The sequence below is a fragment of the Microcoleus sp. PH2017_09_SFU_O_A genome (genome assembly GCF_020738625.1).
GTDB lineage: Bacteria > Cyanobacteriota > Cyanobacteriia > Cyanobacteriales > Microcoleaceae > Microcoleus.
Window position 1 is genome coordinate 242,634 of the sequence record NZ_JAEQCF010000007.1, and the last position, 13,473, is coordinate 256,106.

The 13,473-nt window shown below is 44.1% G+C and carries 11 protein-coding genes and 3 pseudogenes; 4 read left to right on the forward strand and 10 right to left on the reverse strand.

The features are described from left to right. Positions 1 to 15: 15 nt before the first annotated feature. Positions 16 to 162, reverse strand: coding sequence for a hypothetical protein (locus tag JGK16_RS05455; protein ID WP_293175479.1), 147 nt, complete (start codon positions 160 to 162; stop codon positions 16 to 18). Between the two features lie 241 nt (positions 163 to 403). Here JGK16_RS05455 and JGK16_RS05460 point away from each other — a divergent pair, with 241 nt between their 5' ends. Further along, positions 404 to 661 carry a hypothetical protein gene (locus JGK16_RS05460; protein WP_293191573.1) on the forward strand — a complete coding sequence of 86 codons (258 nt, stop codon included), beginning with the start codon at positions 404 to 406 and terminating at the stop codon, positions 659 to 661. 709 nt (positions 662 to 1,370) lie between these two features. Next, a complete protein-coding gene (locus JGK16_RS05465; protein ID WP_293202854.1) occupies positions 1,371 to 1,892 on the forward strand; it encodes a hypothetical protein in 522 nt (173 codons plus the stop codon). 444 nt (positions 1,893 to 2,336) lie between these two features. Here the strand turns inward: JGK16_RS05465 and JGK16_RS05470 are convergent, their stop codons facing one another. The 7 genes and pseudogenes from JGK16_RS05470 to JGK16_RS05500 all read right to left on the reverse strand — a co-directional run bounded on the left by JGK16_RS05470 (position 2,337) and on the right by JGK16_RS05500 (position 8,126). After that, the gene (locus JGK16_RS05470; protein ID WP_293177056.1) at positions 2,337 to 3,725 is read right to left on the reverse strand and encodes a UDP-glucose/GDP-mannose dehydrogenase family protein; all 1,389 of its coding nucleotides are present in this window, start codon (positions 3,723 to 3,725) and stop codon (positions 2,337 to 2,339) included. A gap of 194 nt (positions 3,726 to 3,919) precedes the next feature. Next, positions 3,920 to 4,438 (reverse strand): annotated as a pseudogene (locus JGK16_RS05475) (NAD-dependent epimerase/dehydratase family protein); the annotation flags it as partial. A gap of 135 nt (positions 4,439 to 4,573) precedes the next feature. Next, positions 4,574 to 5,224, reverse strand: a pseudogene (locus tag JGK16_RS05480) (LAGLIDADG family homing endonuclease); the annotation flags it as partial. Between the two features lie 195 nt (positions 5,225 to 5,419). Next, positions 5,420 to 5,854, reverse strand: a pseudogene (locus JGK16_RS05485) (GDP-mannose 4,6-dehydratase); the annotation flags it as partial. A 640-nt stretch (positions 5,855 to 6,494) separates the two neighbouring features. Then, positions 6,495 to 7,442: an NAD-dependent epimerase/dehydratase family protein gene (locus JGK16_RS05490; protein ID WP_293177054.1), complete on the reverse strand. Its 948-nt coding sequence runs from the start codon at positions 7,440 to 7,442 to the stop codon at positions 6,495 to 6,497. A 134-nt stretch (positions 7,443 to 7,576) separates the two neighbouring features. Next, complete coding sequence (locus JGK16_RS05495; RefSeq protein ID WP_293191579.1) at positions 7,577 to 7,966, reverse strand: glycosyltransferase; 390 nt, start codon at positions 7,964 to 7,966, stop codon at positions 7,577 to 7,579. Further along, positions 7,959 to 8,126 carry a hypothetical protein gene (locus tag JGK16_RS05500; RefSeq protein WP_293191575.1) on the reverse strand — a complete coding sequence of 56 codons (168 nt, stop codon included), beginning with the start codon at positions 8,124 to 8,126 and terminating at the stop codon, positions 7,959 to 7,961. Before JGK16_RS05500 ends, JGK16_RS05495 begins: the two co-directional genes overlap by 8 nt. Before the next feature lie 123 nt (positions 8,127 to 8,249). Between JGK16_RS05500 and JGK16_RS05505 the strand changes: the two genes are divergently transcribed. Beyond that, entirely contained in the window at positions 8,250 to 8,600 is a 351-nt protein-coding gene (locus JGK16_RS05505; RefSeq protein ID WP_293177052.1) for a DUF433 domain-containing protein, read from the forward strand. Beyond that, positions 8,578 to 8,937 carry a DUF5615 family PIN-like protein gene (locus JGK16_RS05510; RefSeq protein WP_293177050.1) on the forward strand — a complete coding sequence of 120 codons (360 nt, stop codon included), beginning with the start codon at positions 8,578 to 8,580 and terminating at the stop codon, positions 8,935 to 8,937. The genes JGK16_RS05505 and JGK16_RS05510 overlap by 23 nt, the downstream gene beginning before the upstream one ends. Positions 8,938 to 9,041: 104 nt before the next feature. On the opposite strand, the gene JGK16_RS05515 is transcribed toward JGK16_RS05510, so the two are convergent. Further along, positions 9,042 to 11,759 carry an ATP-binding protein gene (locus JGK16_RS05515; RefSeq protein ID WP_293191576.1) on the reverse strand — a complete coding sequence of 906 codons (2,718 nt, stop codon included), beginning with the start codon at positions 11,757 to 11,759 and terminating at the stop codon, positions 9,042 to 9,044. Positions 11,760 to 12,274: 515 nt separating this feature from the next. Next, positions 12,275 to 13,372 (reverse strand): ATP-binding protein, encoded by a 1,098-nt coding sequence (locus JGK16_RS05520; RefSeq protein WP_293191577.1) that lies wholly within the window; start codon positions 13,370 to 13,372, stop codon positions 12,275 to 12,277. Positions 13,373 to 13,473: the final 101 nt, after the last annotated feature.

Here is a 13,473-nt window from a genome sequence, read left to right on the forward strand (position 1 = left end):
GGGTATAAAGTAAAGTCACCAGCCAGCAGATGCTTCCCAGTCGGTAATCGCTGCTTGCTGCCATGCTTCATCCTCATCGGTTAATTCATCGCTCAGTTCATCCAGCAATAAACAGGCTTCTACCATTGCCTGTTGTTCTTGTTGTTTGCGCCATGCTTGCAATAAAACCTCAACTAGCCGACTGCGATTTCTACACGCTGGTCAATGTAACGCACTAACTCATCTGGCAAAGAAGATATAGCCATCCTAAATCATTATCAAGGTTATGATATAATTATATGCAATACTTGATTGTCACAAAAAGATGAATAAATTACAACCACAAAAAGTATCCGCTCAATAATTCGGGGTAGCAGAGGAAAAAAAGTAAGCAGAGTGCACAAAGTGTTATAAAATAGGACACATGACGCCAAAGACTATTTCACAAGACAAGTCATCCTCCAATATACTGCAAACCATCGACCCCTCAGGTATTGCAGACCAATCAATGCGTCAGACAGTAGAGCTCTTACTGAACCTAATAGAGCAATTACAATTAAAAGTCAAAGACTTGGAGTCAGAGAATCAACGGTTGAAAGATGAAAACAACCGATTGAAGGGAGAACAAGGAAAACCAGACATCAAAGCCAACTCCAAAGGATTCAAAAGTCAGCACTCATAGCGAAAAAGAACGAAAAACGCCAACCAAAAAAGCACAAAAAAGGCAGTAAGAACGCCACAATTAAAATAGATCGAGAAGAAATACTAGAATACCCCACAGACCAACTGCCAGCAGACGCAGAATTTAAAGGATACGAACAAGTAATCATCCAAGATATCAGCTTGGCAACCGACAACATATTGTTCCGTAAACAGAAATATTACTCACCCTCACTCCGAAAAACTTATGTAGCAGAATTACCAATGGGCTACGAAGGAGAATTTGGACCAGGAATCAAAGCCTTAATCATCAGTTTGTACGCTAGGGGGTAATATGAGGATGCGGTAAACTACTGGAGTTTTTAGCCGATCTAGGTATTTCCATCTCAGCAGGTTATTTATCCAACCTGCTAATCAAAAACCACTCGGGTTTTGAAACCGAGAAAAAAGAAGTTTATGATTCAGGACTAGCGAGTAGTCCTTGGCAACACTTCGACCAAACAGGTGCGCGTGTAGGTGGAGTCAACCATACGACCAATATCATCTGTAACCCTTTATATACAGTATACTTCACAACAGCCAATAAAGATAGACTGACCGTACTGAAAGGATTACAGCCAGGACGAGAACTGAAATTTATTCTAAATCCACTGACATTCTCACTAATTGAGGACTTCAAAATCCCGATTAAATGGCAAAACGCTCTCCAGCTATTACCTCAAGAAACGGTGTTGGGTGAGTCAGAGTTTAATCACCTACTCAATAAGTATGTACCCAAACTGGGCGCTCAACAAGTTACCAGGATTAAGGAAGCAGCAGCTATTGTTTTCTATCATCAGCAAACTGATTGTCCAGTCGTACAAACTCTTTGTTGTGATGATGCTCCCCAATTCAAGTTAATCACTGCCGATAGAGCGCTATGTTGGGTACATGAGGGAAGGCATTACAAGAAGTTAAGCCCGGTATTCCATTGCCATCAAGTAATTTTAGAGCAGTTTCTCGATGATTTTTGGGATTACTATCGGGAATTATTAGCTTATAAAAATGCTCCCAGTCCTGAAGCTGCACTGCTTTTAAGGTCGAAATTTCTGCTGCTTTTTGAAACTCCAAGCGGCTATGAATTGTTGGATGAACGCAAACAATTAACTGCGACAAAAGTATCGGAGTTGCTGAGGGTTTTAGAGCACCCTGAATTACCTTTACACAATAATCCCGCTGAGTTAGCTGCCCGAACTTGCTGTGCAGCGACGTAATATTAGCTATGCAACTCAGACGATTGAGGGTACGAGGGCATGGGATACTTTTATGTCTCTTGTTGCTACTAAGGAGTCAGTTGGGAATCAGTTTTTAAGGGTTATGTGCGCGACCGAATTTCTCAACTTGGAATTATTCCCTCTCTGTCCACTATTATTCGCGAAAAATCTTCTCTTTATCCCTTGGGCTTGTCTTGGCAACTAGATTAACTGCTACCCCTACTTATTGAGCCGATACGTACGTATGTATGTTGATGTAGACCTTGGCAGGGCTCTCGCATGAGGACAAAAAAATGGTTGGCGATCGCGATCTACTGTCGCCCTCATGCGAGAGCCCCTACATAATACATATTTTGTTCTTTTTGTCAAAATATTCTACTGTACCGACGCTCTAGGTGCGCAATGCGCACCTTACAGGATAGAGGTTATCCTCCAAACTCTTTCTTATCTTCCAATCCCGACATATTGGAAACCAGCCGCTTCTAAAACCTTCTTATCTAAGAAATTGCGGCCGTCAATCATCACCGCATGAGCCATCAATTTGCCCATTTTATCGTAATCTAAATTACGAAACTGTTCCCAGTCAGTCACCAACACCAAAGCATCGCAACCGTCAGCCAATCTTTCCGCATCGGTTTCCACCAAAACTCCCGACAAACCGTGACGCATCCCAGTTTGAGAAACAATCGGATCGTAAGCTTTAACTTTCGCTCCCAATCTGTTTAAATTCTCGATTAAATTCAGGGAAGGAGCATCCCGCAAATCATCAGTATCCGGCTTGAAAGTCAAACCCAAAAGTCCGATTGTTTTGCCTTTAAGAATCTTCAAAACTTGCTGCAACTTTTCAATCGCAATCGAGCGCTGGCGTTCGTTCACTTCCACCGCCGCTTTCAGCAAATGCGCTTCATATCCGTAATCGTCAGCAGTGTGAACTAAAGCCGAGACATCTTTGGGGAAACAAGAACCGCCCCAACCAATGCCAGCCTGCAAAAACTTACTACCAATTCGCGAATCTAAACCGATACCTTTCGCTACTTGGGTAACATCTGCACCGACTCGATCGCAAATATTAGCAACTTCATTAATAAAGCTAATCTTGGTAGCCAAAAAAGCATTAGCTGCGTACTTAATCATTTCTGCGGAACTGATGTCAGTCATCACCACAGGTACCACAGGCAAAGACGGATTTTCTGCAAACTTGCGATCGACAATTGGTGTGTATAATTGTAGCATCAGATCCATCGCCCGCTGAGAGTTGCTGCCCAGAACAATGCGATCGGGATTAAACGTATCGAAAACAGCACAACCCTCGCGCAAAAACTCTGGATTGCTAACCACATCAAAATCAGCACCAATTTTTGCTGCTACTTCCTCACCCGTAGCGCCCTCACCGCTTTGAGCTTTTTGACGTTCAGCCAAGCCATCTAATACAATCCTCCGCACCCAATCTCCCGAACCGATGGGTACAGTTGATTTGTTTACGATCACTTTGTAATCGCCGTCGAGGTGAGCGCCAATGCCGCGCGCCACCGCTTCCACGTAGCGAGTATCGCTTTCCCCAGTGGGTAAAGGAGGCGTCCCCACCGCAATGAATAAAATCTCCCCATGAGCCACTCCTGCTGCTAAATCTGAAGTAAATTCTAAATTTCCCGATTGAGAAGCAGAGGACATTAATTCAGACAGTCCGGGTTCAAAAATAGGTGACTGTCCCGATTTCATTAATTTAACTTTTTCTTCGTTGTTGTCTACACAAATGACATGATGTCCGATGTGGGCCAAGCAAGTGCCGGTGACTAAGCCAACGTATCCTGTACCGATGACGCAAACACGCATAGAAATGTCCTCAAAGTTAGTAAACAGTTGACAGTTGACAGTTGACAGTTGACAGTTGACAGTTCTTATTAGTCAGATGGCAGGCAGATTGAGGAAGCAAAAGGGAATAGGGAATAGGGAATAGGGAAGAATGAAGAATTAAGAAGTAAAAATACTCCCCCTCTCCTCCTCTCCCCCTCTATCTCTCCCTCTCTCTACTTTTGGTTTCCCTCGATGCGATCGCGAAAATCTTTCACAGTTAACTCTAAACCTTTATCCAGCGGCACAGTTGGTTCCCACCCCAACCAATTTTTAGCAAGAGTAATATCCGGTTGTCGCTGTTTTGGATCGTCTTGTGGCAGCGGTTTGAAGATGATTTCCGCCCCTGGATTAATCATATTTTGAATTTTCTGTGCTAACTCCAAGATAGTGTATTCGCCGGGATTCCCCAAATTCATCGGCCCGATTTTGTCGCTATTCATCAACCGAATAAATCCTTCCACCAAATCGGAAACGTAGCAAAAACTCCGGGTTTGGGAACCGTCACCGTAAACAGTCAGCGGCTCATTCCGCAAAGCTTGCACAATAAAATTGCTGACTACTCTGCCGTCATTTTCCAACATCCGGGGGCCGTAGGTATTGAAAATTCGGACAACTCGAATGTCTACCCCATTTTGGCGGTGGTAGTCAAAAGATAGGGTTTCAGCTACTCGCTTCCCCTCGTCGTAACAGTTGCCACAAAACGCTGCCTTGCCGTTGCGGCGGACGCAGATTACGTGATTTTTAACATTGACACAATAAACATTTCCCGCATAACGAACTGGTTCGGGAGTTACGAGATTTGCATCTTTTGGAGGGCGAATATTAACGCGATAAAGATCGCGACCGATTGCATGATTGACTACCGTTGCTGCATAGCCGCAGCGCATTGCTAACTCTTGTACGTCATCAGCCAATTGCTTTGATTTAGTGTAATAAGCGTAGGCATTTCCTTTTTGAGAGCCATCTCCCAATATCAAAGCTTTGAACAAAATTAATGACTGTCGCTGAGACAGATTTAGGTATTCTCGCGGTATGTATTTGTCACCAGACTTGCCCAGAGGCAGCAAAATTTCTGCTAATTGTTTGCTGCAAATCCGAAATTGATGGTCGTCGGAGTCAAAAAACTTGAAAGGAGTCCGCTGGAGACACTCTGCTATTGCTGTCCGTCCTTCTGGATTTACTTGAGCGATTAATATGTTGTAATCAGCAATATCATAATCGCAACCGTTAACGACTCGCGCTCGCCTGCGGACGTGAACGCAACCTTCGGAAATGTAATAACCCAGAAATTCCAGCCAATCATCCATCCGCACCCGTTCGACATTTACTTTAGCATTGCGCGGCGGTTCTCCTAATTCAAACCATTCTTGTTCTGCCGCTAAAAATTCTGCTCCCGTGATGGCTCTTTGATGGTGCCAATATACATCTGTATCGGCTTGGAGAAAGTTCAATTTACCAGTGCGGTTTTTGACATACATCCAGTGATTGGGAGTCACACAAAAATCAAATTTAGAATTGGCAAATCGGAGCAAGTTACCCACATAAGGCTGCACGATATGCTCGTCAGGAACGTGATATTCAATCTGATTGTCTGGATTGAGAGTTGCTACGCGAACTCCCGGCTGTAAGTTAGGAAAAGGAACCCAACCGTTTTCTGTCAAAATTTCAGTATTCTCGTCGTAACAACTGCGAATACCTATACAATTAACGTTACCGCGATAGTCTTCTGTTTGGGGATGGACATCTGGATCGCCGTAAACTTCTGATGTGGAAGCCAGAAAAAATCTGGCCTTCACCCGTTTCGCCAATCCCAACATATTCATCGTGCCGATGACGTTTGTTTTAATTGTCTTGACAGGATTGTACTGATAGTGTATTGGGGAAGCTGGACAGGCCAGATGGTAAATCTGATCTACCTCTAACCGAATCGGTTCCGTGATGTCGTGGCGGATCAGCTCAAAATAGGGGTTGTCCATCCATTTGAGGATATTGCGCTTAGTCCCGGTGTAAAAGTTATCCAGGCAGACTACCTCGTGTCCTTGGGCCATTAAGCGATCGATCAGATGGGAACCGATAAAACCCGCACCGCCTGTGACTAAAATTCTCATGGGGGAAACTGCCGTTCTGTTTAGAGGGTAAGACTGTGGTACAACAATTCAGTCGATCGAATCAAACTTGTTAATACAATAACAAAATATCGATCAACAATGTAAAGACTTATCCGCAACCTGGATCAAATCTTTAATTAACTTAGCATTGTCAGAATATATGCAACAGATTGCGAGCTAGACTGGAGCTAACCTAGTTAATTTTACTTACACTTCTATAATTCCGAAAAAATACTGTTGACATTATCTCCACAGTGACTATATAATTATAAATCTTAATTTTTGGTGCCATTTTTAGTTAACAAACATTAGTTAGCAAACGAAAGATAAAGTCCTTACTATAAACTTAATAATGACTAAAGTCCTGACTACAAACCTAATAATTTTGCAACAATTATGAAAGTTGGTATAACTCCACCAAAAAAACATCACACCGAGAAACCGGGTTTCTCGGTGCGATCATATCCAGTAGCTTCATCCCTCATTGGATTTGATATAGCAATCCTAAATCATTTGCACAATTGTTGTAGGGCTCGAACCACGTTCGGTTGCCCGATAGATAGGGTAGGCAAAGAAAGGCACTACCCTACAAATTTATCTTAATTATTTAGGATTTCTATATGAGTAAGTTAAGCACACTCTAACCGTACAAAGACTGTACCCATTCCCATTCTTGCCTCAATCCTTCTCTCAAAGACACCTGTGGCTGATATCCCAAGATTTTCTGAGCTTTCGATGCGTCAGCGCTAGTATCTCGTGCATCTCCTTTGCTCGATTCTAGGTAATTGATGCGAATCGGGCGATCGACAATGCTTTCCATCGTCTGAATAACTTCCGCCAAAGCAACTCGACTTCCCCCTCCAATATTAAATATTTCCCCGACAGATTCCGGCACTTTAGCGGCAGCTAAATTAGCGGCAACGCAATCGCTGATAAAAGTAAAATCTCGCGTTTGCTGTCCGTCTCCGTAAATTGAAATCGCTTCGCCGCGCAAAATTGACTTAAAAAATATGTGAAATGCCATATCGGGACGCTGGCGAGGCCCGTAAACGGTGAAATAGCGTAGGATGGTTGCGGGAACGCCAAAATTGTGATGATAAAGCGAAGCCAAACGTTCAGCAGCTAATTTGGTAATCCCGTAGGGAGAAACTGGTTGAGGGCAGGCAGTTTCGGAAGTAGGAAAAGTTTCAGCATTGCCGTACACCGACGAAGACGAAGCCAATACAAACTTTTTCAGTTGCGGTGCATCTTTGGCGGCTTCTAGGAGTACCTGAGTTGCATTGATATTGCGTTCCGTATAGCTGCGGAAACCGTATCCCCAACTAGCACGGACTCCTGCTTGGGCTGCTTGGTGGTAAATGACTTCTGCATTTGCTAATAGCGGTTTCCAATCCAAAGATAGGATATTACCCTCAATTAGTTTAAAATTTGGATGTTTTTCAAAATGAGCGAGATTTTTTCTCTTTAATTCGGGATTGTAGTAATCGTTGACTTCATCAACTCCGATTACTTGTTCACCTTGGTTTAAAAGAGTTTCGACTAAGTTAGAGCCGATAAAACCTGCCGCGCCTGTAACAATATTACTCATGGGTTGATTGTTGATTGTTGATTGTTGACTTCAGCATATAAAGCCTCGTATTGCTTTGAGGATATGTGGCAGGTCATAATTAACCATATTTTCTCGTCCGCGCTTGCTCATATGTTGAGCTTCCTCTGGATGGTCTAAAATCTATGCCATTGCTGTGCTATTCCGTTGATATCTCCCAACTTTACCAGCAAACCATTGCCATTTTCTAATAAATCACGAGTGCCTCGAATTTCTATACCGATGACGGGGACTTCGATGCAGAAAGATTCCATGACGCAATTAGGAAGCCCTTCTTGAGAGGAAGCAATCAGAGTAGCTACTGAGGCACGAATCAAAATGGGGATATCTCGTCGCAAGCCCAAAAAATGTACTTGCTTTTGAATTCCTAATTCTGATGCTAGTTCTCGCATTTCCTCCAAAATTATGCCATCTCCGACCAAAGCTAAGTGTACTTGAGGTCGAGCTAGTTGGGCAAATGCCTTGAGAATATTGCCAGGGCGCTTGCGGGGAATAAATTCAGCCACCGACAAGAATAAAGGGTTTTCCGACTATAGTCATGGGCTGGAGATGAAACATCGGGGGCGATCGCGAGGGATTGCCTCTAGGAAATGCTAGAAATAGAGTTGCTGAGTTTTTGCGGCCTGTACCAGTTGGGTCAGTATTGTGCCAAAAGAGCGATCGCATATCTGATTTGGTTTAGGCTAAGACAGAAAGGGCGATCGCAGCCATACCTCGCTAGAATTAAAAGTGGAATTATAGTAAAATTATAGTTAGCAGTACGATCGGCTAAAAAGGAAGGATTAAACTGTGCAACTAGAAGAATACTTCAACTTTCTAGCACCTGATGACATTCGCCTGAAAGATTCGCGGATTGGAATTGAAACTATCCTGTACGAGTACATTTATCGTGCTCGCACCCCAGAGGAAATTGCCAATATTTACACTTCGCTGAGTCTAGAACAAGTTTATGCGACCATTCTGTATTATCTTCACAACAAAGAATCTGTGAGCAATTACATCGCTGACTGGTTGGAATGGGGACGCAGAATGCGAGAGGAACAGCAGCGAAACCCGTCGCCTGCGGTGCGGAAACTGATGCAGTTAAAGGCAGAAAGAGAAGGCAAAAAGGCGAAAAATGCTCAAATATCTCATGGATGAAAATGTTAATCCAGTTTATATTAACCAACTGCGCCGGCGGGAATCAGATTTGATAATTCGGGCTGTGGGAGAACCGGATACTCCTCCCAAAGGTACGTTAGATCCAGAAATCCTAATTTGGTGTGAAGTACATAACTTTGTGCTGCTGACTAATAACCGCAAGTCAATGCCGGTACACTTAGCGGATCACATTGCCCAAAATCGCCACATACCCGGTATTTTTATCTTCAACCCCGATATGGGTATTGGGGAGACACTGGACGAGTTGATTGTGATTGCGGGAGGTTCTTTTGATGGGGAATATCAAGACCAAATTATTCACTTGCCAATTCCTTGAATTCGTTGAGGCTTGGGTTTTCACAAAGTCCGATCGCCCTTGTGTGAAAAACAGCAAGATACGCGCGTGCGTAGCTATCCTGTAGGGAATCGCCATTCCCGATTTTAGTGGCTTCCTCCCAATGACATCTGAACCCAGCGGCGAAATAGTTCTACAGCTATACAGTAGCAACCATTAATTTCTTTAACAACATCGTGGCGTTCCAGAGTTTTTAATGCTTCCTGTAAACTTGTTTCATCCATCCCTATTTCTGTACTCAGCCTGTCGAAATTCATGCCTTGTAAGTGAGGTGCTAATGCTGTTAAAATCTCTTGTTGTCCCGGTGCGCCTTCCGCTGCTTGACCCCAAACTCCTGTAAAATAGTAGCGACCTCTGGTGAAAAATTCCGGGTCATTGATGACTGTTTCTACATCTTCTACGGTAAACATTGGATCGCGGGGGCGTCCCATTTCAAATACTCGATCGTTGTAGTGGCGTACTAACAGGAATCCTACCAGTTGCGTGAGGTAGGGTTGGCCGTGAGTTAGTTCATAAATGCGATCGAGTGCTTCGGGTTTATAGTCTAGGATAAAGTCATCATCGGGATTGGCTAAAACTTGGCGAGTTGCACCTAGACTCAGGAAACCAACTCGGATGGGGATAATGCTAGCAAAAAGAGGATTGAAATAATCTCCGGTCATTTCATCCAAGGTGTGCAATCCAGCAAAAGCTAAGGCAACTTTAGAACTCATTTGCAGTATTCCTCGCAAAAAGCCGATAAAATCTGGATTGATTTTCCCAGCCTTAATCAATTCTTCAATTTTTTCAAACTCGTCTAAAGCAACGATCAATCCACTTTCTATATTTGCTACTACTTGTTCGATGTAGCGTCCAAAGGTGAGATAGGGTAGATTGAGTAAATCGCGATCGGCTGGAGGTGCAATCTTGACCGTTTTGGCAATGGCATCGGTGATGAATATTAGTAGTTCGCCGACTCCCTCAGAGCAATCTCCCACCCGCAGCAAATTGACATAAGCCACCTGTACCTTTGCTCCTAAGCAGTTGGTAGCATTTAACAAAATCGAAGTTTTCCCCATCCGCCGATGACCGTAGAGAGCCACAGATTGCAGGTTATTTCCCTTTACCCACAATTCCTCTAGCTCTCTGATGATATCTTCGCGGCCGACAAATAGATTGCCTTGGACTGGATCGCCAATTACATAGGGATTAGTGACCGGTTGAGTAATTGAAATATCTCCGATTTTACCTGTGACTTGCAGTAATATATCTACCCATTTTATGACTATTTTAAGGATTAAAATTCTTTCAGTTTTTGGTATGATATTTGACTGATTTAAGAGAGTTCCAAGCTGACCTAAGGCTCGGTTGAGGGCAAGGGAACGGGCAGAACGAGATACGCTATTCTGGACGACTTGAACATCGGCAATTACCCGTCGTAGAGAAGCAATTGCTTGCCAAGTAGTCTCGCGCAGCCGAGGTGGATTTGGGGAAGGTGGCAGTTGCAGGGAAGCAATTTCGGCTAGTTCTGCTGTTTGGTCAAAAGCGGTGAGAATTTGCGCTAAGGTAAGCATCTCCTCTCCATAAAGCAAATCTCGCACTACAGTAAAAGCTTCTGTAGCTTTGTCTGGTTCTTGTTGATGGAGATACCAGAAACCAGCAGCAGAGGCACGGGCAGGAGTATTTAAACGTATTTCTGTTTGAAATCGAGCTTGAATTTGCTGTTTCCAAGGTGCGATGATGAAAAAACCTGCTACTACTTTTGACTTCATTACTTCACTGAGAGAAACTGAGGCAAAACGCACTAAATTCCAATCATAAGGATCTTCTGATAATTGAGCGACTCGATAGATCAGTTGTTCTTTTGGGGTCTCTGCTAGCACGCGATTTATAGCTTTAACAACTGGGATAAACTGAAGGGTAAATTTTAGTAGTTCGTTAGTGTTATGCAATCCTGTTTGCCAATCCAGCCTCAGCCAATTAGCTATTTGAGAAGACAGGTAGGGAAGGGGAAGTGGGGTAATGTGAGGAAATTGTCTATTTTGGTGTTGACGCTGGAGTAGAGTGAACGGTACAGCGAAAAGCCAATTTTCAGGACGTGCGATCGCCACGGCTGACGCCACGCCGAATCCCACGCCCAATGCCACGGCTGACGGTACGCCCCACTCCACTGCTGACGCCACGTCCCACCCCATGCCCCATACCACGGCTGACGCCACGCCCCACATCACGCCCAGCCCCACGCCGAACATCACGCCCCACCCCACGCCCCACATCACGCCAAACCCAAAACCTGACCTGATCAGAACTTCCAGGACTAACCCCACACCTAACGTCACGCCCATCACCACCACTGACGCGACGCCTGATGTCGGGACTGATGCCAGGACTGGCCCCACGACTAACACCACGGCTGATGCCACCCCTGACGCCACACCTAACAACAGGACTGATCCCACTAACACCACCCCGAACATCACACCCAACCCCACGGCGGACGCCACGTCCCAATCGATAGAAATGCCTATTTCCCCCAAAAGTCTACTCAAGCCTATAAGGATAACAATGATTAACACCAAGGCTTGTAGAATTAACTGACGCTGGACAGCATTTTGACGCAACCATTCCCACTTTTCTCGCCAGCTTTTGGCATCTTTTAAGCTAGATTCACCACCAAAGGTAGACTCATACCACCGCAAAGCTTGAGGGAAGTAAAACACCCAATATAATAATCGCAGGTAGTCTAAAGGATTCCACAAAGAAAGAGGACGTTTCAGTTTAGGAGCTAAATCTAAGCGAGGAATAGGGGGATGGTTTTGACTCATAAATAGGTGGGTATGAATGAATTTAAATATGGGTGATTAAGTATCGTATCCAGTAAATCAACCACGATTCTTGTAGGGGCGGGTTCGCCAACCATTCATGACAAAAATCAACAATTTCCTAAACCCGCCCCCACCCCACCAACCAAATAAATGTACCGCGAATTTATTGGTAAAATGTGAATCTTGGCTGGGGAGGGCAGGTTTATGAGATTGTCTGTTTTAGCCAATTATTGTTGGTGAACCTGCCCCTACGAGATAAATGTGAATATAAATCTCGGCTGGGGAGGGCAGGTTTTTGAGATTGTCTGTTTTAGGCGATTATTGTTGGTGAACCTGCCCCTACGAGATATTGGATTGTGCGATCGCATATCTATCAATTTATATAGTCTAGTGAATCTTGGCTGGGGAGGGCAGGTTTATGAGATTGTCTGTTTTAGGCGATTATTGTTGGTGAACCTGCCCCTACGAGATATTGGATTGTGCGATTGCGGATCTATCATATTTTATATAATATTTTAGGGTGATTTAGAATCATTGAGATAACGATCGTAAGTTTGATAGCACAATTGCATCAATTTCTGAGGATAGCCGTTACTTTCGGCAATTAACTCCACAATTTCTGCCTCTGTAAAACTCACGGGTTTGTCAACAGGTGTTAACCAGTCAGCCTGGAGGCGACTAATAATAAATTCGCGGCTGATTTTTTCATCCCATTGCTTCAGATTTTCCTCAATGCAAATTCCTTTGAAAGGAGATGTCATATTTTTGTCTTGACTGTCAGGAAACAGGGTATCGAGAGAGGTGCAGGCGGCGACAACTAGACGCAAAGGTGCATCGGTTCCCTCGGCCAAACCCCGCAATTGGCCGCGTACTTGGTTCGTAAATCCATCCCAGGTCATTTTCTCGACTTCATCTAAAAGCAACAGGAATCGGTGCGATTCTAGAGCCCGTTTTAGTTGATATCCTTTGACTGTCTCGATACCCGCTTCGCCACACAAAGCATCGTAAAAGTCATGTTCATCATAAACATTATTTAAGTTAAGGTAAATGGGTTGGCGCGGATGACGGAGTTCAGTTGGGGTTTCTCGGTAAAGGGCTTGTAGGAGGGAACTTTTGCCGATCGCCCTTTCGCCAATAATTGCAACACTACTACCACTATTCAGCGTCTCAAACACCCGCCGTATTTCTCGCTTTCTACCAAAGAAATGTCGCGGATCGTCTATCTTGCCATGTTGGGGAATAAACGGATTATTGTGGTTGGAATTATCCACTGCGATCGAAGAAACCGGGTTTTTCACCGAATCTGTGGGCTGTAACGCGTCTTTTCTGTGAAAAAACCCGGTTTCTGAACCCCGCGTAGTTGTATTGGGATTTGTAATATCTTGCCAATCCAATCCTAAAGCCTTGCAAATTCCCACAAAATACTGGCGACTGACAGCCTTCTGGGTAAAAAACTTATGAATTGCTTGAATATCGATGCCTGTCTTTGACTTTTTGCCTTCCCCGATCGTAACACGATCGGCTAAGTCTTGGCGACTCCAGCCTTTGCCTGTGAGAGCAATTGTTGCTTTTTCGATTCCTGCCTGGGATGCTGTGAGCGATCGCTCTGTCATAGGGCTCTCCTGACTTTATGGTGTATAATGTAACAAACAATACATTTACTGTCATGGACTTTTATTTAGACTATCTATTAGACTTGCCTGGAGTCAAGATT